This is a genomic window from Streptomyces sp. NPDC043867, from assembly GCF_056435845.1.
On sequence record NZ_JBWKDS010000019.1, the window covers coordinates 135,682 to 158,349 of the forward strand.

Below are 22,668 nucleotides of genomic sequence, written 5' to 3' on the forward strand. Positions count from 1 at the left end.
GCGTGGCATGCGACGCCTTGTGGCCGATTCCGCCCCTCGTTCCCGTACAGAAAGACGAACGACCTCCCGCAAAGATTCCCGACCACCGAAGAATTCCGGCCAACCAGCAAGTCACGCCCGCGGGTTGCGACGCGGGCGCAGGTGCCGGAACAGGGGAGGCAATCTCCCGCAATGCACCGACAACTACTGATGTCCCGTTCAGTTCACGGCAGATGCGGGTTCGGACAGCCCTTCGAGATACCTGTGTGTCGGTAGTAGGCTCACGCCGTTTGTTGACGCACATGTGTGCCCCCGGACCAGCGGGGGCCGAGCTGGGGGAGGCCATGCGCTTTCGCGGGAAGTCCATCCGCCGGAAGATCGTGGCGCTGTTGCTCGTGCCGCTGGTGTCCCTGACCGCGATCTGGGGCTTCGCCACGGTGCTCACCGGACGTGAGGCGCTCCACCTGTTCGACGTGTCGGACGTCGTGGAGAAGGTCGCCTTCCCCACCGAGGACACCATCGGCGTCCTCCAGCAGGAACGCCGTCAGAGCCTCGTGTATCTCGCCGACCCCCGCGCCTCGGACGCCCGGGCGGCGCTCGCCCGCAGCCGGGCCGCCACCGACAAGGCCGTCGCGAAGGTCCGCCGAAACGCCCAGGACCACGACATACGGGCGGAGATGAGCGAGGGGACCGGTGAACGTGTCACCTCGATCCTCGACGCCCTCGGCGGACTCGACTCGCTGCGGGGCAGCATCGACGAGGGCACCGTCGACCGGACCCAGGCCCTCGGCCTCTACAACCAACTCGTCGACCCCTGCTACGTCCTCATGGCCAACCTCCACGTGCTCGACGACGTCGAGATGGACAAGCAGGGGCGCGCCCTCGCCAACGTCGCCCGCGCCCGGGAACTGCTCTCCCGCGAGGACGCGCTCCTCGGATCCGCGCTCGTAGCGGGCCGGCTCACCGACGACGAGATCCGCGACGTCTCCGACCTCGTGGCCCAGCGCGGCCTCCTGTACGACACCAGCCTGCCGCTGCTGCCCCCCGCCGAGCGTGTCCGCTTCGAGCGCTACTGGAAGAACGCCGTCACCGCTCCGCTCCGCAACGCCGAACAGTCCGTCATCGGCTCCGCCCCCGGCGCCCCCCGCGGGGTCACCGCGAAGAGCTGGGACGAGACGGCCGGACGGGCACTCGCCGAACTGGACCGGCTCGGTGACGAGGCGGGGGACCGCTACCAGGACCGGGTCCACCCCCTGGCCGTCAACGTCATCGTCAAGGCGGCCATCGCCGGCGTCCTCGGCCTGGCCGCGCTGCTCGTCTCCCTGTTCATGTCCGTACGCATCGGCAGCAGCCTGATCCGCGACCTGCGCAGGCTGCGCCTGGAGGCCCACGAGGCGTCCGGCGTCCGGCTGCCCAGCGTCATGCGCCGCCTCTCCGCGGGTGAACAGGTCGACGTGGAGACGGAAGTGCCGCGCCTGGAGTACGACAGGAACGAGATCGGCGAGGTCGGCCAGGCGCTCAACACCCTGCAGCGGGCCGCCGTCGAGGCCGCCGTCAAGCAGTCCGAGCTGCGCGAGGGCATCTCCGATGTCTTCGTCAACCTCGCCCGCCGCAGCCAGGTCCTGCTGCACAAGCAGCTCACCCTGCTCGACACCATGGAGCGCAGGACCGAGGACACCGACGAACTCGCCGACCTGTTCCGCCTGGACCACCTCACGACGCGCATGCGCCGCCACGCCGAGGGCCTCGTCATCCTCTCCGGAGCCGCCCCCTCCCGGCAGTGGCGCAAGCCCATCCAGCTCATGGACATCGTCCGCGCCGCCGTCGCCGAGGTCGAGGACTACGAGCGCATCGAGGTACGCCGCCTGCCGCGCGTCGCGGTCACCGGCCCCGCGGTCGCCGACCTCACCCATCTCGTGGCCGAACTCCTGGAGAACGCCACGGTGTTCTCACCCCCGCACACCGCCGTCCAGGTCCTTGGCGAACGCGTCGCCAACGGCTTCACGCTGGAGATCCACGACCGCGGTCTCGGCATGGCGGCCGAGGCCCTGCTCGACGCCAACCTCCGGCTCGCCGAGACCCCCGAGTTCGAACTGTCCGACACCGACCGGCTCGGCCTCTTCGTGGTCAGCCGGCTCGCCCAGCGGCAGAACGTCCGGGTCTCCCTGCAGCCGTCCCCGTACGGCGGCACCACGGCGGTCGTCTTCATCCCCGACGCGCTGCTCACGGACGACGTCCCGGACACGAACGGCATCGGCTTCCGTCTCGACCGCGCGGTGCCCGCGAAGGAGGCCGAGACCGGGCAGGACCGCACCGCGGCCCTGTCCGAGGTCCCGGTGCGACTGCCCGGACTGCCCGCCTCGATCCTGGACGGTCCCGTCGAACTGGAGGCCCCGGTCGGTCTCGACGCCCTGGACGACCTCCCGGGAGCCCTCGGCGAGGACGACGGCGAACGCGGTGGCCTCTTCCGGCCGCGCCGCTCCCTCACCGGTGTCCTCGGCGAACAGCACCAGCAGGCCCGCGAGGGCCAGGGCGAGACCGCGCGGCCCGGCGGCCCCGACCGGCCGGACGCCCCCGTCCCGCTGCCGCAGCGCCGCAGGGCACCCAAGCTCGTCAGCTCCCACGGACGCCCGGTGACGGACGTCCGGACCCGGCGCGGGGAACCCGACGGGACGGAACCGCTGGGCATGGAACCCCCGGCCCCGGGGCGCGCGGAGTTGGAGGACGCCCGCCCGTCCGCGGCGCGCCGCGGCTCCCGTGGCGCGGCACCTGCACACTCCGGCACCGAGCGAGCCGGTTCGGCGAGCCGGTTCGGCGCCGGACGCGGCGAGGCACCGGGCCGCTCCGGCGGCGACCACGACGTCCCGCCGGCCCGCACTGAACGCCCCGACACCCCCGGACGCCTCGACGGCACGCCTCCCGGGGCTCCCGCCCGGCCGGCGGGCGCACGCCGCCCGGGCCGCCCGGCCGGTACCGAAGAGACGGGCGCGCACCCCGATCCCGCGGCCGCGTCACCGGACGCGAGCCCGCTGCCCCGCCGCGTACGGCAGGCCAGCCTCGCGCCGCAGCTGAAGGACGGACCCGCGCGGCGCACCGAGCGCGACGGATCAGGGAACGGCGGCGCGGAACCCGCCGAGCGCGACGCCGACGACGTGCGCAGCCGGATGGCCTCGCTCCAGCGGGGCTGGCAGCGCGGCCGCGAGGAGAACGCCGGGGGCGACGATGCCCACGACGGCTCAGCACAAGGAACGACAGAGGGAGACGGTCGATGACCGCACCGAAGGCCGCAGGGCACCCCGTGAGCAGCGCGACGTCGGGGGAGCTGAACTGGCTCCTCGACGACCTGGTGGACCGGGTCGCCAGCATCCGCAAGGCGATCGTGCTCTCCGGCGACGGACTGCCCACGGGAGTCTCCAAGGACCTGACCCGGGAGGACAGCGAGCACCTGGCCGCCGTCGCCTCGGGATTCCACAGCCTCGCCAAGGGGGTGGGCCGGCACTTCGAGGCGGGCAGTGTCCGACAGACGATCGTGGAACTCGACGACGCCTTCCTGTTCGTCACCGCCGCGGGCGACGGCAGCTGCCTCGCCGTCCTCTCCGAGGCCGAGTCGGACATCGGACAGGTCGCCTACGAGATGACGCTCCTGGTCAAGCGGGTCGGTGTACATCTGGGCGCCGCTCCGCGCACCGACCTGCCCGCCGACGGGTAGTGGGATGGCATGAGCGGAGACGGTCACGGAACACGCCACTGGTTCGACGACGACGCCGGACCGGTGGTTCGTCCGTACGCCATGACGCGGGGCCGCACCACCAGCCCGGCCCAGCACCGGCTCGACCTGATCGCGGTGGTCGTCACGGAGACCCACGCGGACGATCCCGAGGCGGACCAGGCGCTGTCCCCGGAGCACGTGGACATCGTCGAACTCTGCCGCGACGCACCGCAGTCGGTCGCCGAACTAGCCGCTGAGCTCGACCTTCCCATCGGGGTGATACGCGTCCTGATCGGCGACCTGGTGGACGAGGAGCTGGTCCACGTGACACGTCCCGTACCGCCCGCGGAGCTGCCGGACGAGAGCATCCTCCGCGACGTGATCAGCGGCCTCCGGGCGCTCTGAGCGGCACGGGATCAGGGTGACGACGTGCCTGCCCCCCGAGTCCGCGGTCCGGCGCGGCGACGGCGGCGTACGGCACGGGGTGAGCCGGGCGAGCTCGGCGCGGACCGCGTCGGGTACGCCGGCGGGACCGGCACGCGACTTGGCGGAAGTGCTACGGCAGAAGCCCGCCCCCAGACGTACTCGTCAGCGAAACCCGGCGGTGGCGGCTACGGTCCGCCCCGTCCGACACCAGCGAAGCAGGAGAAGAGATCGATGATCTTCGGGCGTACTGAGCGCGGCAAGCCCCCGGTCGAGCCCGTCACGCTCAAGATCCTCGTGGCCGGCGGTTTCGGCGTGGGGAAGACGACCCTCGTCGGCGCGGTCAGCGAGATCAGGCCGCTGCGGACGGAGGAGATGCTCACCGAGGCGGGGCGCCCGGTCGACGACATCAGCGGCGTGGAGGGCAAGAGGACGACCACCGTCGCGATGGACTTCGGGCGCATCACCCTCCGCGAGGACCTGGTGCTGTACCTCTTCGGGACGCCCGGACAGGATCGCTTCTGGTTCCTGTGGGACGAACTCGCCACCGGCGCCCTGGGCGCGATCGTCCTCGCGGACACCCGCCGCCTGGAGGACTGCTTCGCCGCGGTCGACTACTTCGAGCGGCGCTCCATCCCCTTCGTGATGGCCGTCAACTGCTTCGAGGGCGCCGCCCGTCACCCCGCCGAGGACGTCCGCAGGGCGCTCGACCTGGACGACGGCGTCCCCGTGGTGCTCTGCGACGCGCGGGACCGGGGATCGGCCAAGGAAGTCCTCATCCGGGTCGTCCAGCACGCGATGGAACAGGCCGCGGGACGCCGCGAGTCCCTCACCACCTGACCGCGGGCCCGGGCCCGTGCGTACGGCCCGTACCCCCGCCGACCGGGGTACGAGCCGCACTCCGCACGCGCGCGTGGCTCACGGGACGTTCACGCGCGCGTGGACCCAGGTCGGCTCACACGTCCTCCTCGTGCCAGCCGAAGCTCTTCTCCACCGCCTTGCGCCAGTTGTGGTACTCGCGGTCCCGCTCGGCGGCTTCCATGGCCGGCGTCCACTCGACGTCCTTCTGCCAGTGCGTCTTCAGTTCGTCGAGGCCGCTCCAGACACCCGTCGCGAGCCCGGCCGCGTACGCGGCGCCCAGGCACGTCGTCTCGGAGACCTTCGGACGGATGACCGGCACCCCGAGGACGTCCGCCTGGTGCTGCATCAGGAGGTTGTTCCCGGTCATGCCGCCGTCGACCTTCAGGGTGGTGATCCGGACCCCGGAGTCCTGGTACATGGCGTCCACGACCTCGCGGGTCTGCCAGCTCGTGGCCTCCAGAACGGCCCGGGCCAGGTGTGCCTTCGTGACGTAACGGGTGAGGCCGGTGACGACACCGCGGGCGTCGGAGCGCCAGTAGGGCGCGTACAGGCCGGAGAAGGCCGGCACGATGTACGCCCCGCCGTTGTCCTCGACGCTCGCCGCCAGCGTCTCGATCTCGTCCGCGTTGCGGATGATCCCGAGCTGGTCGCGGAACCACTGGACCAGGGCCCCCGTGATCGCGATCGAGCCCTCCAGACAGTAGACGGGCGCCTCGTCTCCGATCTTGTAGCCCATGGTGGTCAGCAGGCCGTTCTTCGAGGGAACGGGCCGGTTGCCGGTGTTGAGCAGCAGGAAGCTGCCGGTGCCGTAGGTGTTCTTGGCCGTGCCCACGTCGTAGCAGGCCTGCCCGAACACGGCCGCCTGCTGGTCGCCGAGCGCCGACGCGACCGGAACGCCGCCGAGTTGGCCCACGGCCGTCCCGTACACCTCGGAGGAGGACCTGATCTCGGGCAGCATCGCCTCGGGGACGTTCATCGCGGAGAGGATGGACGGGTCCCACTGGAGTGTCTCCAGGTTCATCAGCATGGTGCGCCCGGCGTTCGTCACGTCGGTGACGTGCCGCCCGCCCGCCGTGCCGCCGGTGAGGTTCCAGATCAGCCAGGAGTCGATCGTGCCGAAGGCGATCTCGCCCCGCTCGGCCCGGGCGCGCAGGCCCGGCACGTTGTCCAGCAGCCAGGCCGCCTTGGGCCCGGAGAAGTAGCTGGCCAGCGGCAGCCCGGTCTGCTCGCGGAAGCGGTCCTGCCCGTCCGTGCCGCCCAGTTCGCTGCAGAGGGCGGAGGTCCGGGTGTCCTGCCAGACGATGGCGTTGTGCACGGGCTTGCCGGTGGCGCGGTCCCACAGGACCGTCGTCTCACGCTGGTTGGTGATGCCCAGCGCGCTGAGCTGGTCGGCGCGCAGCCCGGCCTTGGCGACCGCTCCCGCGACCACCGCCTGCACCTTGGACCAGATCTCGGTCGCGTCGTGCTCCACCCAGCCGGGCTTGGGAAAGATCTGCCGGTGCTCGCGCTGGTCGACGGCGACGATCGCGCCGGCCCGGTCGAAGACGATGCAGCGGCTGGAGGTGGTGCCCTGGTCGATTGCGGCGACGTACTTCTCGGCGTTGTCCGGCATGGATACCCCTTGGTCGCTCGGGTCAGCTCGGGTCAGAAGGCTGCGTTGTAGATGAGGCCGGCGAGCGCCCCGCCGATCAGCGGGCCGACGACCGGGACCCAGGAGTAGCCCCAGTCGGACGTGCCCTTGTTCGGAATGGGCAGGAAGGTGTGCACGATGCGCGGGCCCAGGTCGCGCGCCGGGTTGATGGCGTACCCGGTGGGTCCGCCGAGGGAGAGTCCGATGCCGACGACGAGCAGGGACACCAGCAGGACGGAGATGCCGGAGCCGTAGATGCCCTGTTCGCCGGGGACCGGGCCGATGCCGATGCCGACGTTCTTGCCGAAGGCGAGGATCGGCAGCACCAGGCCGATCGTCGCGATGACCTCGGTGATCAGGTTGGCGGCCGGGTTCCGGATCTCGGGGATGGTGGAGAAGATGCCCAGGGTCGGCGTCGGCTCGTCCGCCGTTCCCTCCGTGGTGCCCGTCTTGCGGACGTTGGCCTGGAACTGCGCGAAATAGACCAGGTAGGCGAGGACGGCACCGAGCATGGCGCCCACCATCTGGCCCAGCACATAGACCCAGACCTTGTCCCACACGCCGGTGTGGACGGCGACGCCGATGGTGACCGCGGGGTTGAGGTGGCCGCCGGACAGGGGCGCGGCGGTGTAGGCGCCGGCCAGTACGGCGAAGCCCCAGCCGAACGCGATGACGATCCAGCCGGCGGCCCGCGCCTTCGAGAATCTGAGGGTGACGGCGGCGCACACTCCGGCGCCGAACAGGATGAGGATCGCGGTACCGATGACCTCACCGACGAATATGTCTCCGTTGCTCATGGCGGCTCCTAGGCCCTCGCCCGGGGCGGTCCGCCCCGGTCCACCGTGCAGGGTGCGTTTCCCATGGCTACTTCAGCCGAGGGCAGGGAGAGTCCCGTCGCCCCGCCCGGCGTCCGTGACGAGCGTGCCGTAGCAGCGGAATCGCCCGTGTGGGATGGCCCTTCGTGCAGGCGGGAACCCTTGCGGTACAGCGCCTGAAGACGCCCGAATGCGGCGATGCCGACTGACAACGGGAAGTGTTCACCGGCACTCAGGGGGCGTCAAGGTCGCCGACCGGAACGGTTCGCGACCACGGGCCGCGCACCTCGCGGGTACGGCGTCCCGGGCGCGGGGAGAGCCGCGACACCGGCGAGCCGGCCGCCCGACGGCGTCAACGCCCGTGCAGGGGTCGTCCGTTGACGCAGCATGAAGGCTGACGCATCACCCGGGGGAGCACGGTCCCCTCCGCCCTGCGTCGTCAACGCCTCTGCGTGGGTCGCCTGTTGCAGCCGTGAGGGCTGACGCGCCGTCCGGGGGAGGACGGTCCGTCCGCCGACGGCGCCAACGCCCCAACGCAGCCGTTGACGCCGTAAAGGCCGACGCGCCGTCGGGAGGGGACGGACCCTCGCCGCCGCGGCCCCCGGCTCAGCCGGGGTGAGTGCCCGCCGGTGTGGTGGCGGCGCAGGCAGCGTGAGGCGCCGGCCCGGCCAGGGGCCCGCGGCGCACCTCGTGGCCCGGCAGTCCCGCCCGCCCCAGGATCCAGCTCGCCCCAGGCAGGGCCTTCGCCGCCTGCTTGAGCGGTGCGAGACAGGCGGCGGCCTGCCGGTGACCGCTCACACTGCCGGGCGGGCACAGGACCGTGGCGAGGGAGAGCGTCACGGCCAGCCCGCCCGCCGACCACGGCGTGTCGAGCACCGAGGCGGCCACCCGGTCGAGCCCGTCCGGGTCGGCGAGGACCAGGAAGTCGTCGCCGCCGATGTGCCCCACGCGCACGTCCTCGGACGCGGCGAGCTGCAACGCCCGCCCCACCGCCCGGATCAGCTCGTCCCCGGCCGCGAACCCGGCCCCGTCGTTCACCCGCTTGAAGTGGTCCACGTCCAGCCAGCTCAGCGCGAACGTCCGGCCGCCCGCGATCAGCCGGTCCACCTCCTCGGTGATGGCGTCCGAACCGGGCAGCCGCGTCAGCGGGTTGAGCCCGGCCGCCTCCTCGACCCGGGTCTCGGCCAGTGCCCGTACGAGGTCGGCGAGCCGCACGACGCCCACGCACCGCCCGCGCCCGTCGACCACGGCGACATCGTCGGACGTACGGTCCCGGTCCCCGCCCGCGACCACGTCGAGCACCTCCCAGGCCGTCGCGTCGACGCCGACCGTGCGCGGCGGATCCCCGAGCCTGACGGCCGGCCGGTCGGCGTACAGGGCATGCCCGTACCGCCCCGACATCGACAGCAGGAAGCGGGACCGGTGCACCGAACGCACGGGCACACCGAAGGCGTCCACGAGCAGTACTCCCGACACGTCGGCGGCCCCCGTGAGCAGCGCACGCACCCGCCCCGCGGACGCCGTCGCGGGCAGCAGCGCGGCGGGCCGCACGAACTGCCGCACCGAGGGCCCCGAACGGGGCACGGCCGTCACTGCGGGTGCCACCGCCGGGACGTACACGTCCGCGGCGGGCAGTCGCGCCGGCGGGGCGAACAGCTCACCCTGCGCCAGCTGCGCGCCCGCGGCCACCGCCGCCGCGCACTGCGCCTCCGTCTCCACGCCCTCGACGGACAGCAGCGCGCCCGACTGCTCGCACAGCGTCCGCATCGCCCGCACCGCCGCCGGACGGCTCAGCAGGGACGCGTCGAGCTTGATCAGCTCGGGAGCGAGGTCGGTGAGCAGCCGCAGGGGTACGTCGCCGTCCCCGACGCCGTCCGCACAGATCCGGAAGCCGTCCGCCCGCAGCCCGGCGACCGCCTCCAGCAGCGCCTGCCGGGGCACGTGCGTGTAGGGCGGCCCGACGTCGACGGTCACCTCCCACGTCATCCGCCCCGCGTCCCGTACCGCGTCGCGCAGTGCGGCCAGGCCTCCGAGGTCGGCCAGCGTCCCGGCGAAGACGTTGACGTGCAGCGGCAGCAGCGTCTCCTTGCGAGCCGCCGCCCGGACGGCCAACGCGGCCACCCTCCCGTCGAGTTCCGGGTCGCGACGGGCCTCCGCGAGGATGTCGCCGGCCTCCGGACGCGCGAGTATCTCCAGCGCGGCGACCCCTCCGGTCGTCAGGTTGACCACCGGCTGGAAGGCGAAGCGGAGAGTTTCCGTCCAGGAGTGCACGGAAGCATGATGGCGCCGCTCATGCGCGACCAGGCGCGATTCACGCGCTGTTCACGCAGGATTCCCGAGCGGTGACACTCCGTGCGCACACCTGTCCGGACGCGGCCGTCCGTACACCCCGTCCGTGTACTCCTGTTCGCGTGTCTGCGTCCCGGCGTCCTCCTTCCGGGGCGTCCCCCGGGTGTCGGTCGGCGTCACCGCACGGCGACCACGGACGAACCGTGCCCGAACAGACCCTGATTGGCCGTGATCCCCACCCGCGCCCCCGCCACCTGCCGGTCGCCCGCGTCCCCCCGCAACTGCCACGTCAGTTCGCACACCTGGGCGATGGCCTGCGCCGGGACCGCCTCCCCGAACGAGGCGAGCCCGCCACTGACGTTCACCGGAATGCGCCCGCCCAGTGCCGTCGCCCCCTCCCGGAGGAGCTTCGCCGCGTCGCCCTCACCGCACAGCCCGAGATCCTCGTACCACTGCAACTCCAGCGCCGTGGACAGGTCGTACACCTCGGCGAGGGAGAGATCCCCGGGGCCGACCCCCGCTTCCTCGTACGCGGCGCGGACGATCGACGAACGGAACGTCCCGTCGGCCGCGGTCACCGCCACCGCGGAGTCCGTCGCGATGTCCGGCAGATCCAGCACGGTCCTGGGATAGCGCGGCGTCACCGTGGACACGGCCCGGATGCGCACGGCGTCGGCCGCGCCGTGCCGCCGCGCGAACTCCAGGCTGGACAGCACGAGCGCCGCGCCGCCGTCCGAGGTCGCGCAGATGTCGAGCAGCCGCAGCGGATCCGCGACGACCGCCGAGGCGGCCACCTCCTCGGCGGTGACCCGCCTGCGGTAGCGCGCGTGCGGATTCAGCGCGCCGGTCGCCGCGTTCTTCACCTTGACCAGCGCGAAATCCTCGGGGGTGTCCCCGTGCACGGCCATCCGCCGCCGCGCGTAGAGCCCGAAGTAGGCCGGATTGGTTGCCCCGAGGACCCGGAAACGCAGCCAGTCCGGGTCCTCGGGCCGGTCCCCGCCCGCCGGTCGGAAGAACCCCTTGGGTGCCGCGTCCGCGCCGACCACGAGCACCACGTCCGCGAGTCCCGAGAGGATCTGCGCCCGGGCCGCGTCGACCGCCTGGGCCCCCGAGGCGCAGGCCGCGTAGACACTTGTCACCCGGGCCCCCTGCCAGCCCAGCGCCCTGGCGAACGTCGCGCCCGCCACATACCCCGGATATCCGCCCCGCACGGTGTCCGCGCCCACGATCGAGCCGACGTCCCGCCAGTCGAGCCCCGCGTCGGCGAGCGCGGCCCGGGCGGCCACCGTCCCGTACTCCACGAAGCCGCGCCCCCACTTGCCCCAGGGGTGCATGCCCGCGCCGATCACTGCCACGTCACCCGTCATGCCGTCACCCTCCGTCGCCGGACGCCGCTCCTCGCTCCGCTCCCCTCGCCCCCACCGGCCGCCAGTGCCAGGTCGTCCACGTCGTCTCCGCGTCCTCGTTCAGCACCCCGGGGACGAGCTCCACCTCCATGCCCACCGCCAGGTCGGCGACGGTGACGCCGGGAACGGCCTGTCCGAGCACGACGACGCGCTCGGCGGCCAGCTCCACCGCGATCAACGTGTACGGCCGCCACGCGAGTTCCGGGTCGGACACGTAGGGTGACGGCGGCCGGTACCGGCTGTCCGTGTACGACCAGACGTGTCCGCGCCGGGACAGGGGCACCTCCGTCAACGCGCCCCCGGAGCACCCGGGGTTGCGGCAGAAGACGTCCTCGCGGGGAAAGAACACCGAGGCGCATCCGGAGCAGCGCGTGCCGAGCAGGCGGAAGCCGTCCCCGTCCCCGGCGAACCATCCGGCCACCACCGGTGTGCGTGTGCGCGCCATAGGGCCTCCCGGAAACAGGATCTGACGGAACGTCAGAAGTGTGTCACGGGTGACGGAAATTGGGCAGGGCACCGGAGTCCGTACGTGGTCCCCGCCAGCCGGCGAGACGCGGCTCCCCCCGGCGCACCCTTCCCAGACGCGACCCCGGCCTGGTAGACGCAGGGGCATGACACGACTCTCCGCCGCCGTCCGGGGCCTGGTGACCACGCTCGCGGCCCTTCTGTCCGTGGCCGCCGCCTCCGCCTCCGCCCGCGCCGAGCCCGGGCCGAGGGCCCCCGAGGACTTCGTGGCCCTGAGGTCCGTCGACCCCACGATCCGCCAGGAGATGCGCTACTTCACCCCGCACAACTTCGTGGGCGAGCGCATCGACGGCTACCGGCAGCCGGTCTGCATCCTGACCAGGCCCGCCGCCGAGGCCCTGCACAGGGCCCAGACGAAACTGCTGCGTAAGGGCTACAGCCTCAAGGTCTACGACTGCTACCGGCCGCAGCGCGCGGTGGACCACTTCGTGCGCTGGGCCAAGGACCTCGACGACCAGCGGATGAAGCCCGAGTTCTATCCGCAGGTCGACAAGTCCCGCCTGTTCCAGGACGGTTACATCGCCGAGAAGTCCGGACACAGCCGCGGCTCCACCCTCGACCTCACGATCGTCGAGCTGCCGGCCCGGCCGACGCGGCCGTACGTCCCCGGGCAGCCGCTCGTGCCCTGCCACGCCCCCCAGAGCGAGCGCTTCCCCGACAACTCCGTGGACATGGGGACGGGCTACGACTGCTTCGACCCGCTCGCGCACACCCTGGACCCGCGCGTCCAGGGCGAACAGCGCGCGCACCGGCTGCTCCTGAAGGGGACCCTCGAAGGACTCGGTTTCGTGAACCTCGCCGAGGAGTGGTGGCACTACACGTACAAGCCGGAGCCCTACCCGGACACCTACTTCGACTTCCCGGTGTCCAAAAGGTCGCTGACACCGGCGCACTGAGCAGGCGGGTGTCCAGGAGGTCGCTGACACCAACCTGCTGAGCCGGCGCCCGGGGGCCGACGCCCGACGGCCCCGCGGTGTCCTGTCGGCCTCCCCGCAGACGCCCACCACATGATCGGATACAGTCCGCCGCGTGTCCGCAACCCACCACTCGCCGACCGCCGACTCCGCACCCGGCTCGCACTGTTCCAGCTGCGGGACGCCCTACGGAGAGGGCGTCTCCGGCTGGCCCCGCACCTGCGCCGCGTGCGGCACGGTCGCCTACCGCAATCCCCTGCCGGTCGCGGTGGCCCTGCAACCCGTGTACGACACCCGGGGCACCGCTCTGGTGGTCATCACCCGGACCATCGCCCCCGCGCTCGGCGGCATCGCGCTGCCCGGCGGGTTCGTCGACCACCGGGAGGACTGGCGTCACGCCGTGGTGCGGGAACTCCAGGAGGAGACAGGCATCGACGCGGCGAGCCGCGAGGTGCGGCTCGCCGACGCGATGAGCTCTCCCGGCGGGCACCTGCTGCTCTTCGGTCTCCTCCCCGAACGTCCCGCCGCCGACCTTCCGGAGTCCGCCGCCACAGACGAGACGGACGGCTGGCACCTGCTCCGCAGACCGGCGGAACTCGCCTTCCCGCTGCACACGCTGGCCGTCCGGGCCTGGTTCGAGGGACGCTACATCTGAGCACTTCCCGGCGGCGCGGGTCCGCCCGGCGCTCCCTCAGTGCGCTCCGGGCCCTCGCAGCCGCACCCGGTGCGGCGGCTCGCCGGGACCGTCCTCGGAATGCCGCTCGACCACCAGCCGCCGGCCCTCCCAACGCGTCACATAGCGTTCGATCTGCGCCTCGCTCCACCCGTCACCCGCGTCCTGCACCACCAGCCCGCCTCCCGTGCGGCCCCGCGCGGGCGCCCACACGTCCAGCTCCAGGCTGCCGTCTTCACCCCGCACGGGCACCACGGCACCCGCCCGCGCGAGGACCGGAATCCGGGACAGGGGGGCGTCGATCAGCACCTGGGCAGGACCCTCGTACGCCCTCCCGGTCGCGGTGTCGTACCAGCGTCCGCGTGGCAGCTGCACCGCGCGCCGGTCCGCTCCCGGATCCAGCACGGGAGCCACCAGAAGACAGTCACCGAGCAGGAAGGCGTCCTCGCAGTCACGCAACGCCCGGTCCTCGGTCGCGCCCCACCACAGGGGCCGCACGTAGGGCGCTCCGGTGCGCCGCGCGAGATGCGCCAGAGTCATGAAGTACGGCAGCAGGCGGCGCCGCTCGACGAGTGCCACGCGCGCGTGCGCCAGCACGTCGTCGCCGAACTCCCAGGGCTCCCCGCGCCCCGCCCGCGGGCCGGCGTGCGTACGGAACAGCGGCAGGTACGCGCCCAGCTGCAGCCACCGCAGATACAGCTCGGGGGACAGGCGCCCCTCGCAACCGCCCACGTCGGGCCCCGAGTACGGCACCCCGCTCAGGCCGAGCCCCATCACCAGCGACAGCGAGGCCCGCAGTCCGGGCCACCCCGCCTCCACGCCACCCGACCAGGCACCTCCGTAACGCTGCATCCCGGCCCACCCGGATCGCGAGAGGACGAACGGCCGCTCCCCGGGCGATATCTCGCGCAGCCCCTCGTACCCCGCCCGGGCCATGTACAGGGCGTAGACGTTGTGCGCCTCGCGGTGGTCCCCGCCGGCGCCCTCCAGGAGGTGCCGGGCCGAACGCGGCAGCGTGTTCTCTCCGAACGCCGTGAACGACGTCGGCTCGTTCATGTCGTGCCAGAACCCCGCGAAGCCCTGGCCGAGCCGCTCCTCGTAGAGCCGTCCCCACCAGCGCCGCACACGCGCGTGGGTGAAGTCGGGGAAGAGCGACTCCCCGGGGCGGCCCACCGCCTCCACGAGCCGGCCCCCGGCGTCGCGCACGAAGACGTCCTCGGCCGCCCCGCTGTCGCGGACGGCGTTGCCCGGCACGGACGAGACCGCGGGTTCCACGACCGACACCAGCCGGATCCCGTCGCGTCGCAGCTCGTCGGCGAGCACCGGCAGCTTGGGGAAGCGTTCCCGGTCCACCGTGAACACCCGGTGCGCGTCGTGGTGGCCGGCGTCCAGATGGACCGCGTCGAGCGGAAGATCGCGCTCCTGATAACCCCCCACGATCCGCCGCACCTCGTCCTCGCCGTCGAGCCCCGAGCGCACGTGATGGTGCCCGAGCGCCCAGGCGGGCGGCAGGGCGGGCGCCCCGGTGAGCGCGGCCCAGGCATGCAGCACGCGCGCGGGGGTGCCCACCAGCACCCAGCAGCGCAGCGGACCGCCGTCCATCCGCAGCCGGCACGTGCCCACCCGGTCGTGCCCGGAGCCGGCCCCCTCCTCGCCCTCCCGCAGCGTCACCGTGCCGTCCCACGAGGTGTCGTGGAAGACCAGATGGGTCGCCGCGTCCGCCACCACCAGCTGCACCGGCATGGTGATGTGCAGCGGGTCGTCGCCGGACCCGGCCGCGCGGCCGGGATCCGTGTTCCACAGCCGGTACGTGCCGTCGCGCAGCCGTACCCCGGCGGCCCGTCCGCCCAGACCGAAGAAGCGGGCGTCCGCCGCCACTTCGGAACGCTGCATCCAGCGCGCCGCGCCGCCCTCCGGCGTCTCCCACCACCGGGGCGGCAGATCGCGGCGCAGGGTCACTCCGCCGGGCGTACGCACCTCGATCGCTCCGTGCCGCGACACGGCGACCGTGACGCGCTCGGCCACGATCCGCCAGCCGCCGTCCTTGTCGGGTTCCAGAACGGCCCGCGGATCCGGCTCGGGGCAGCGGCCCGACAGCGCGTGGGACGGCACCGGTCCCGCGCCGTCCCAGCCCCAGAACACCGAGCCGTTCACCGCCACGCTGATCCGCAGCTCCGACCGCGTGAACTTGACGACCCCGCCCCCGGGTCCCGGCTCCGCCCCCAGCACCGGTCCCGGCACCCGCGCCCGCTCGCCGCCCCGCCGCGGCAGACCGGCGGCGTCCAGCCGCCTCCTGCGCCATGCGGCCCGCACGGTGCGCAGCCCCTGGGCGGCACCCCCCGAACCGATCGCCTTCACCGAACGCACCAGGTCACGACCGTCCATGCTGTTCAGCCTGCCATTCACGGTGCCTCGGGGGTGAGCCGTTCAACTGCCGTTCACCCGTGGCGTGGGCACATCTTCACGACACGGACTATGTGCGGCGCGCCCTGGTGTAGAAGTCGATCACATGGCATCGTCCGTGTCAGCCGCGTGACGCGCACACCCCTGCCCGTGCGCGCCCGACGCACACGACGCGCACAGTCCGGGAGCCGCCCCATGTCCTCAGCGAACGCCTCGCCGCTCTGGCGGCCCGACCAGGCACGTATCGACCGCGCCCAGGTCACCAGGTTCCAGGCCTGGGCGGCCGAGCACCACGGAGCCCCGGCCTCGGGCGGCTACGCGGCGCTGCACCGCTGGTCCGTCGACGAGCTGGACACGTTCTGGAAAGCCGTCACCGAGTGGTTCGGCGTACGGTTCTCGGCTCCCTACGCGCGCGTGCTGGGCGACCGCTCGATGCCGGGCGCCGAGTGGTTCCCCGGGGCCACGCTGAACTACGCGGAGCACGCCCTGCGCGCCGCGGACACCCGCGCGGACGAGCCCGCCCTGCTGTACGTCGACGAGACCCACGAGCCGAGCCCCGTGAGCTGGTCCGAGCTGCGCCGCCAGGTCGGCTCCCTGACCGCCGAGCTGCGCGCCCTCGGAGTGCGCCCCGGAGACCGGATCAGCGGCTACCTCCCCAACATCCCGCAGGCCGTGGTGGCCCTGCTCGCCACGGCCGCCGTCGGCGGCGTGTGGACGTCCTGCGCCCCCGACTTCGGCGCCCGCAGCGTCCTGGACCGCTTCCAGCAGGTCGAACCCGTCGTCCTGTTCACCGTCGACGGCTACCGCTACGGCGGCAAGGAGCACGACCGGCGCGACACCGTCGCCGAGCTGCGCCGCGAACTGCCCACCCTGCGCGCCGTCGTGCACATCCCGCTGCTCGGCACCGCCGCTCCCGAGGGTGCCCTGGAGTGGTCCGCGCTGACGGCCGGCGACGTGGAGCCCGTCTTCGAGCCGGTGCCCTTCGACCATCCCCTGTGGGTGCTGTACTCCTCGGGCACGACGGGCCTGCCGAAGGCGATCGTCCAGTCCCAGGGCGGCATCCTCGTCGAACACCTCAAGCAGCTCGGCCTGCACTGCGACCTCGGGCCGCGGGACCGCTTCTTCTGGTACACGTCCACCGGCTGGATGATGTGGAACTTCCTCGTCTCCGGCCTGCTCACCGGCACCACGATCGTCCTGTACGACGGCAGCCCCGGCTACCCGGACACCGGAGCGCAGTGGCGTATCGCCGAGCGCACCGGAGCCACCCTCTACGGCACCTCCGCCGCCTACGTCATGGCGTGCCGCAAAGCGGGCGTGCACCCCTCGCGGGACTTCGACCTCTCACGTGTCCAGTGCGTGGCCACCACAGGCTCGCCCCTGCCGCCCGACGGATTCCGCTGGCTGCACGACGAGGTCCGCGACGACCTGTGGATCGCCTCGGTCAGCGGCGGCACGGACGTGTGCTCCTGCTTCGCGGGCGCCGTACCGACGCTCCCGGTGTACATCGGTGAACTCCAGGCCCCGGGCCTCGGCACGGATCTCCAGTCCTGGGACCCCGGCGGGAAGGCCGTCGTCGACGAGGTCGGCGAACTCGTGGTCACCAACCCGATGCCGTCCATGCCCGTCCGCTTCTGGAACGACCCCGACGGCAGCCGCTACCACGGCAGTTACTTCGACACGTACCCCGGAGTGTGGCGGCACGGAGACTGGATCACCGTCACCTCGCGCGGCTCCGTCGTCATCCACGGCCGATCCGACTCCACCCTGAACCGCCAGGGCGTACGGATGGGATCCGCCGACATCTACGAGGCCGTCGAACGCCTCCCCGAGATCAGGGAATCCCTCGTCATCGGTGTCGAACAGCCCGACGGCGGCTACTGGATGCCCCTCTTCGTGCACCTCGCCCCCGGAGCCGAACTCGACGACGCCCTCCTGGACCGCATCAGGCGGACCATCCGCGAACAGCTCTCGCCGCGCCACGTCCCCGACGAGGTCATCGAGGTGCCCGGCATCCCGCACACCCTCACGGGCAAGCGCATCGAGGTCCCCGTGAAGCGCCTTCTCCAGGGCGCCTCCCTGGAGAAGGCGGTGAACGTCGGCTCCGTGGACAACGTCGAACTGCTCCGTTTCTACGAGGACCTGGCCCGCGAGCGCTCCTGACCAGCCCCCCGTAGGTGGCCTCGGACTCGCCGAGCACGGTGGCGAAGTCCGAGGCCGGCAGCGCCGCATCGGCCGGCTCCAGACCGGAGACCGAGATCCGCACCCCCGGGCCGGACGCGATCCGGAACCGGGCACCCGCCGCCACCCACCAGCCGCAACGCGCGCGTGTCCTCGTCCGCCAGCAGTCCGTGAACGGTCTCCTGCAGCAGATGGCTGACCCACCCCGAAGTCAGCAGCAGCCGGCCGTCGTGCCGGGCCAGGGTCGTCGGGTCACAGGCGGCCGCGGCCCCCGCAGGTCCGTCCCCAGGAACTTGCTGACGGTCCGTACGTGCACGCGCTGCTGCTCCTGTTCTCGTCCGTCGGCAGCCTCGGCGACCGCGCCGCCAACGTCCTGACCAAGCTCTACGCCGCTCGCGTCGCGGGCTCCGACGGCGTCCGCTACCAGGCCGTGAACCGAACGGTCGCCAACACCGGGTGGGCCGTGGGCGGCCTCACAGCGGCAGCGGCCCTCGCCGCCGGCACCACCGAGGCGTACCAGTGGCTCCTCGCCGGCGACGGCCTCTTCGTCGTCGCCGCACTCCTCACCCGCCGCTGCGGCGAGCCGCCGTCCCCGTCACGCACCGTGGCCTCGTCGGACGGGCCCGCTCCCGCACCGGAGAAGGCCGGCCCCTGGCGGGACCGCACCTACCTCGCCTACGTCGCCACCGAGGCGGTCCTCTCCCTCGGCGACGCCGTGTTCAAGGTCGGCCTGCCCCGGTGGATCGCCCACGGAAGCAACGCCCCGCACGGCCTCGCACCGCTGCTCATGGTGCTCAACAACGTCATGGTCGTCGCCGTCCAGGTCCCCCTGGCCCGCTTCGGCGCCACCACCGCGGCCGACCGCGCCCTGCTGCTCCCGCTCTCCGCGGTCGTCGCCCTCGGCGGCGTGACGATGGCCCTGTCCAGCACCGGCGGAACCCTGACCGCCACCGTGTCCCTCACCACCGCGGCCCTCGCCTTCACCGTGGCAGAGATGATCCACGCCACCGTCTCCTGGGACCTCACGATCGGCCTCGCGCCCGACACCGCCCAGGGCGGCTACCTCGGCGTCCACGGACTCGCCCAGTCCGTCCGGCGCAGCGTGGGACCACTGGCCGTCACCGCGGCCATCGCCACCGGCCCCCTCGGCTGGACGGACTTCGGCGGTGTCATCGCGCTGACCTGCGGAATCCAGCACCGCCTCGTCCGCGACCGCGTCCACCGGAAGGCATTGTCAGTGCCGCCGATTACTGTGAGTGAGCATTGATCGACCGCGCACAGGGGGAAACATGGCGCACACCCAGGACCGGACCATGCGACGCGTTCTGCGCCGCGAGATCGCCGGCACCATCGGCCTGCTCACCGACGAAGAGGACTTCGCGGCGATGCGGCGCTACCGGACCTTCACCTTCGACGACCATCGCACCTACCTCCGACAGGTGGAGGCCCTGCTCATGGCCCTCGCCGCGGAGGGCAGCCACACCACCGTGGCCCTCTTCGACCCCGAGGAGTACGCCGAGTTCTGCACCCACAGCGGCCTGGACCCGGACGCCCCGTCCAGCCGCACCCGCTTCACGGCCGAGCTGGCCGCGACGGGCCCCACCCTCCCGTACGAGGGACAGCCCCTCACCGAACTCGTCCCGGACCTCGTGGACGAGGCCGTCCGGCAGGCCACCTGGGAGTACGCGACCACACTTCTGGCCCGCGTCGGCGACTGCGCGTCCTGCGGGGAGGACATCGGACGCGCCGCGTTCACCCGGGCCACACACCTGCTCACCCGCATCCTCGACACCGCCGGCCCCGGCGAACGCCACCTCGTACTGAGCGTCTCCACAACACCCGAACCGCTCATGGCCGTACTCCACGCCGAGGCTGCCGAGGACTCCACGAGCCCGGACGAGACAGAGGCCCTCGAATTCGCCACGGTCCTCGCCCTCGGCATCGCCACCGGGACACCGGCCGGACTGGTCGTACGCACCAGCGCCCCCGGCACGACCGACCGGGTCTACGGCTGGCGCCTGCGCGGCGAGAACCTGCAGCCCCTCACCGCGGCCGAGGTCTTCGACGCGTACTGCACCGACCTCGACTCCGGAGACCTCGTCTCCCCGGAGTCCGGCGTCGGCTACTGCGCGCCACCCGACCTGGGGCAGGACGGACGGAACGGGGGGCACAGGCACTGAACACAGGAGGGGCGCCCCACCCGCAGGCGGAGCGCCCCTCACCACAGCCGGTCGCCCGGCGACGAGTCCCGCCTACTCGCCGGACAGCACCGCCTGAGCCGCGCTCCGCGCCTCCTCGGCGGTGTCCGTGGCACGCGCGGCGGCGGCGGCCCGCTCGCACTGCGCCAGCGTGTACTTCGCCAGTGCCGACCGCACATACGGAATGGACGCGGCGCCCATCGACAGGGAGGTGACCCCGAGACCGGTCAGCACACAGGCGAGCAGCGGGTCCGACGCGGCCTCACCGCAGACACCACAGCTCTTGCCCTCGGCCTGCGCCGCCTCGGCGGACAGCGCCACCAGGTCCAGCAGCGCGGGCTGCCAGGGGTCCTGCAACCGGGAAACCGCACCCACCTGCCGGTCCGCGGCGAACGTGTACTGCGCGAGGTCGTTCGTCCCGAGCGACAGGAACTCGACCTCCTGCAGGATCGAGCGCGCCCGCAGCGCGGCCGACGGGATCTCCACCATTGCGCCGAACTTCGCCCGCAGTCCGGCCTCCCGGCACGCGTCGGCGAACGCCTTCGCGTCGGTACGGTCCGCCACCATCGGCGCCATGACCTCGAGGTGGACCGGAAGCCCCTCCGCAGCCTTCGCCAGAGCGGTCAGCTGGGTACGCAGCACGTCCGGGTGGTCGAGCAGCGAGCGCAGCCCGCGCACACCCAGGGCGGGGTTGGGCTCGTCCGCCGGAGTCAGGAAGTCGAGCGGCTTGTCCGCACCGGCGTCGAGCACCCGCACGACGACACGGCCCTCGGGGAACGCCTCGAGCACCTGGCGGTACGCCTCCACCTGCTTCTCCTCGGACGGCGCGTTCTTGCTGTCGTCCAGGAAGAGGAACTCGGTACGGAACAGGCCTACGCCCTCGGCACCCGCTTCGACGGCGGCCGGCACGTCCGAAGGACCGCCCACGTTGGCGAGCAGTGGCACCTTGTGCCCGTCGGAGGTGGCGCCGGGACCGGTCGAGGCCGACAGCGCGGCCCTGCGCGCGGCCGCCGCGGCCTCCAGCTGAGCCTTCTTCTCGGCGCTCGGCTCGACGAAGATCTCACCGGTGCTGCCGTCCACCGCGATCATCGTGCCCTCGGCGAGCTCGCCCGCGCCGGGAAGCGCGACCACGGCGGGAACACCCAGCGCCCGCGCGAGGATCGCGCTGTGGCTGGTGGGGCCACCCTCCTCGGTGACGAAACCGAGGACGAGAGTCGGGTCGAGCAGCGCGGTGTCCGCCGGCGCGAGATCACGCGCGATGAGGACGTACGGCTCGTCGCTGTCCGGCACACCCGGCATGGGCACGCCGAGCAGCCGGGCCACGATCCGGTTCCGCACGTCGTCGAGGTCGGCCACGCGTCCGGCCAGATACTCACCGGCACCCGCCAGCAGCGCCCGGTACGCGGCGAACGCGTCGTAGACCGCTCGCTCGGCGGTACTGCCGACGGCGATACGCCGCTCGACGTCCGCCATCAGCTCGGGGTCCTGGGCCATCATGGCCTGGGCCTCGAGCACCGCCTGCGCCTCGCCCCCGGCCAGGTTGCCGCGTGCCGTCAGATCGGCCGCAACAGCTTCCACGGCCTTGCGGGCGCGCCCCTGTTCGCGCTCCGCGTCCTCCGCGGGAATCTGCTTGGCCGGCGGTTCGAGAACCGCCGTTCCCATGTGCCGAACCTCGCCGATCGCCACACCGTGGCTCACGCCGACGCCTCGCAGCGTTGTCTCCATCTCACCCGTCTCCGATAGTGCGGCGGGCCCCGCCGCCGCGGTGGTTGTCCCGGTGCCGTCCCGTGACGGCACCGGCGTCACTGCCAGCCGAAGAGGCTGTCGCCGGCCTTCACGTCGCCGTCCTCGCGGACTTCGGAGAGAGACTCCGCCGTGGCCTCCAGCGCCACCACCGGGCACACCGGGGACTTGCCCGCGGCCTCCACGTCGGCCGGATTCCAGCGGATCACGGACTGGCCGCGCGCCACGGTGTCGCCCTTGTTGACGAGGAGCTCGAAGCCCTCGCCGTTGAGCTGCACGGTGTCGATGCCGAGATGGGTGAGCACGCCGTGGCCCCGGTCGTCGACCACGACGAAGGCGTGCGGGTGGAGCGAGACGATGACTCCGTCGACGGGGGCCACCGCCTCGGAGGACTCACGCACGGGGTCGATCGCCGTACCCGGGCCGACCATGGCTCCGGAGAAGACGGGGTCCGGCACTGCGGCGAGCCCGATGGCGCGTCCTGCAAGAGGGGACGTCACGGTGGTCATGGGAAGCCTCCCAGGGGTGGAGATTCAGATGGGCCGTCACTCCCTGTATCGGACGGCGCACTGTTCAGCAGCGTATGTCATATGAACTGCCGGTTCCGCACGATAGCTCCCGAGTAGAGGTCTAGACCACCTCTCCAGCGGATTTGCACCCACTCGGGCGGCGGAGGTAGAGTCGTACTCCTGCTTGGGGCTGAGCGATGCGAACACGTGTCCTTGCCCGGCAGCATCCAAACTCGTCAGATCCTATCGCGAGCTGCGTTCCCCATGTCCGGGGTCCGGTGGTCAGGGAGACGGAAAATCGCTGGTAGAGTTTGGAACGCAAGACCGAAGGGAAGCGCCCGGAGGAAAGCCCGAGAGGGTGAGTACAAAGGAAGCGTCCGTTCCTTGAGAACTCAACAGCGTGCCAAAAA

Annotated in this window: 17 protein-coding genes; 9 read left to right on the forward strand and 8 right to left on the reverse strand. The window is 72.4% G+C overall.

The genetic code is table 11. The annotated features are described in order from the left end of the window. Nucleotides 1–323 precede the first annotated feature (323 nt). The 4 genes from AC069T_RS20410 to AC069T_RS20425 all read left to right on the forward strand — a co-directional run bounded on the left by AC069T_RS20410 (nt 324) and on the right by AC069T_RS20425 (nt 4,951). Nucleotides 324–3,251: a nitrate- and nitrite sensing domain-containing protein gene (locus tag AC069T_RS20410; RefSeq protein ID WP_478784084.1), complete on the forward strand. Its 2,928-nt coding sequence runs from the start codon at nt 324–326 to the stop codon at nt 3,249–3,251. Further along, a complete protein-coding gene (locus tag AC069T_RS20415) occupies nt 3,248–3,688 on the forward strand; it encodes a roadblock/LC7 domain-containing protein (RefSeq protein WP_358855355.1) in 441 nt (146 codons plus the stop codon). The genes AC069T_RS20410 and AC069T_RS20415 overlap by 4 nt, the downstream gene beginning before the upstream one ends. Before the next feature lie 9 nt (nt 3,689–3,697). Further along, nucleotides 3,698–4,093, forward strand: coding sequence for a DUF742 domain-containing protein (locus AC069T_RS20420; protein ID WP_478784085.1), 396 nt, complete (start codon nt 3,698–3,700; stop codon nt 4,091–4,093). A gap of 252 nt (nt 4,094–4,345) precedes the next feature. Then, nucleotides 4,346–4,951, forward strand: a complete 606-nt coding sequence (locus tag AC069T_RS20425; protein ID WP_478784086.1) for a GTP-binding protein — start codon at nt 4,346–4,348, stop codon at nt 4,949–4,951. A 115-nt stretch (nt 4,952–5,066) separates the two neighbouring features. Here AC069T_RS20425 and glpK read toward each other — a convergent pair whose 3' ends face one another. From glpK to AC069T_RS20450, 5 genes are all read right to left on the reverse strand, one after another. Beyond that, the gene (gene glpK / locus AC069T_RS20430; protein WP_478784087.1) at nt 5,067–6,584 is read right to left on the reverse strand and encodes a glycerol kinase GlpK; all 1,518 of its coding nucleotides are present in this window, start codon (nt 6,582–6,584) and stop codon (nt 5,067–5,069) included. A 32-nt stretch (nt 6,585–6,616) separates the two neighbouring features. Beyond that, the gene (locus AC069T_RS20435; protein ID WP_478784088.1) at nt 6,617–7,399 is read right to left on the reverse strand and encodes an MIP/aquaporin family protein; all 783 of its coding nucleotides are present in this window, start codon (nt 7,397–7,399) and stop codon (nt 6,617–6,619) included. 624 nt (nt 7,400–8,023) lie between these two features. Next, nucleotides 8,024–9,688 (reverse strand): EAL domain-containing protein, encoded by a 1,665-nt coding sequence (locus AC069T_RS20440; protein ID WP_478784089.1) that lies wholly within the window; start codon nt 9,686–9,688, stop codon nt 8,024–8,026. Nucleotides 9,689–9,882: 194 nt separating this feature from the next. Further along, the gene (locus tag AC069T_RS20445; RefSeq protein WP_478784090.1) at nt 9,883–11,073 is read right to left on the reverse strand and encodes a lipid-transfer protein; all 1,191 of its coding nucleotides are present in this window, start codon (nt 11,071–11,073) and stop codon (nt 9,883–9,885) included. Between the two features lie 4 nt (nt 11,074–11,077). Then, the gene (locus AC069T_RS20450) at nt 11,078–11,536 is read right to left on the reverse strand and encodes a Zn-ribbon domain-containing OB-fold protein (RefSeq protein ID WP_478784102.1); all 459 of its coding nucleotides are present in this window, start codon (nt 11,534–11,536) and stop codon (nt 11,078–11,080) included. A gap of 187 nt (nt 11,537–11,723) precedes the next feature. On the opposite strand from AC069T_RS20450, the gene AC069T_RS20455 reads away from it, so the two are divergent. After that, nucleotides 11,724–12,533: a M15 family metallopeptidase gene (locus tag AC069T_RS20455; protein WP_478784091.1), complete on the forward strand. Its 810-nt coding sequence runs from the start codon at nt 11,724–11,726 to the stop codon at nt 12,531–12,533. 133 nt (nt 12,534–12,666) lie between these two features. Next, entirely contained in the window at nt 12,667–13,206 is a 540-nt protein-coding gene (locus AC069T_RS20460; RefSeq protein WP_478784092.1) for an NUDIX domain-containing protein, read from the forward strand. Between the two features lie 36 nt (nt 13,207–13,242). Here AC069T_RS20460 and AC069T_RS20465 read toward each other — a convergent pair whose 3' ends face one another. Beyond that, nucleotides 13,243–15,609, reverse strand: coding sequence for a glycoside hydrolase family 31 protein (locus AC069T_RS20465; RefSeq protein ID WP_478784093.1), 2,367 nt, complete (start codon nt 15,607–15,609; stop codon nt 13,243–13,245). 213 nt (nt 15,610–15,822) lie between these two features. On the opposite strand from AC069T_RS20465, the gene AC069T_RS20470 reads away from it, so the two are divergent. The 3 genes from AC069T_RS20470 (at nt 15,823) to AC069T_RS20480 (ending at nt 19,988) form a co-directional block, all read left to right on the forward strand. Then, nucleotides 15,823–17,790: an acetoacetate--CoA ligase gene (locus AC069T_RS20470; RefSeq protein ID WP_478784094.1), complete on the forward strand. Its 1,968-nt coding sequence runs from the start codon at nt 15,823–15,825 to the stop codon at nt 17,788–17,790. Nucleotides 17,791–18,118: 328 nt separating this feature from the next. Continuing rightward, the gene (locus AC069T_RS20475; RefSeq protein ID WP_478784095.1) at nt 18,119–19,075 is read left to right on the forward strand and encodes an MFS transporter; all 957 of its coding nucleotides are present in this window, start codon (nt 18,119–18,121) and stop codon (nt 19,073–19,075) included. A gap of 22 nt (nt 19,076–19,097) precedes the next feature. After that, nucleotides 19,098–19,988, forward strand: coding sequence for a hypothetical protein (locus tag AC069T_RS20480; protein ID WP_478784096.1), 891 nt, complete (start codon nt 19,098–19,100; stop codon nt 19,986–19,988). A gap of 72 nt (nt 19,989–20,060) precedes the next feature. Here AC069T_RS20480 and ptsP read toward each other — a convergent pair whose 3' ends face one another. Continuing rightward, nucleotides 20,061–21,731, reverse strand: coding sequence for a phosphoenolpyruvate--protein phosphotransferase (gene ptsP / locus AC069T_RS20485; protein ID WP_478784097.1), 1,671 nt, complete (start codon nt 21,729–21,731; stop codon nt 20,061–20,063). A 77-nt stretch (nt 21,732–21,808) separates the two neighbouring features. Continuing rightward, nucleotides 21,809–22,258, reverse strand: a complete 450-nt coding sequence (locus AC069T_RS20490) for a PTS sugar transporter subunit IIA (RefSeq protein WP_478784098.1) — start codon at nt 22,256–22,258, stop codon at nt 21,809–21,811. Between the last annotated feature and the right edge of the window lie 410 nt (nt 22,259–22,668).

Excerpts from the sequence above, each read along its gene's own strand:
- AC069T_RS20470 (WP_478784094.1), top strand. The coding sequence starts at position 15,823 with ATGTCCTCAGCGAACGCCTCGCCGCTCTGGCGGCCCGACCAGGCACGT.
- glpK (WP_478784087.1), bottom strand. The coding sequence starts at position 6,584 with ATGCCGGACAACGCCGAGAAGTACGTCGCCGCAATCGACCAGGGCACC.
- AC069T_RS20435 (WP_478784088.1), bottom strand. The coding sequence starts at position 7,399 with ATGAGCAACGGAGACATATTCGTCGGTGAGGTCATCGGTACCGCGATC.
- ptsP (WP_478784097.1), bottom strand. The coding sequence starts at position 21,731 with ATGGAGACAACGCTGCGAGGCGTCGGCGTGAGCCACGGTGTGGCGATC.
- AC069T_RS20415 (WP_358855355.1), top strand. The coding sequence starts at position 3,248 with ATGACCGCACCGAAGGCCGCAGGGCACCCCGTGAGCAGCGCGACGTCG.
- AC069T_RS20445 (WP_478784090.1), bottom strand. The coding sequence starts at position 11,073 with ATGACGGGTGACGTGGCAGTGATCGGCGCGGGCATGCACCCCTGGGGC.
- AC069T_RS20420 (WP_478784085.1), top strand. The coding sequence starts at position 3,698 with ATGAGCGGAGACGGTCACGGAACACGCCACTGGTTCGACGACGACGCC.
- AC069T_RS20465 (WP_478784093.1), bottom strand. The coding sequence starts at position 15,609 with ATGGACGGTCGTGACCTGGTGCGTTCGGTGAAGGCGATCGGTTCGGGG.
- AC069T_RS20480 (WP_478784096.1), top strand. The coding sequence starts at position 19,098 with ATGGCGCACACCCAGGACCGGACCATGCGACGCGTTCTGCGCCGCGAG.
- AC069T_RS20455 (WP_478784091.1), top strand. The coding sequence starts at position 11,724 with ATGACACGACTCTCCGCCGCCGTCCGGGGCCTGGTGACCACGCTCGCG.
- AC069T_RS20425 (WP_478784086.1), top strand. The coding sequence starts at position 4,346 with ATGATCTTCGGGCGTACTGAGCGCGGCAAGCCCCCGGTCGAGCCCGTC.
- AC069T_RS20410 (WP_478784084.1), top strand. The coding sequence starts at position 324 with ATGCGCTTTCGCGGGAAGTCCATCCGCCGGAAGATCGTGGCGCTGTTG.
- AC069T_RS20490 (WP_478784098.1), bottom strand. The coding sequence starts at position 22,258 with ATGACCACCGTGACGTCCCCTCTTGCAGGACGCGCCATCGGGCTCGCC.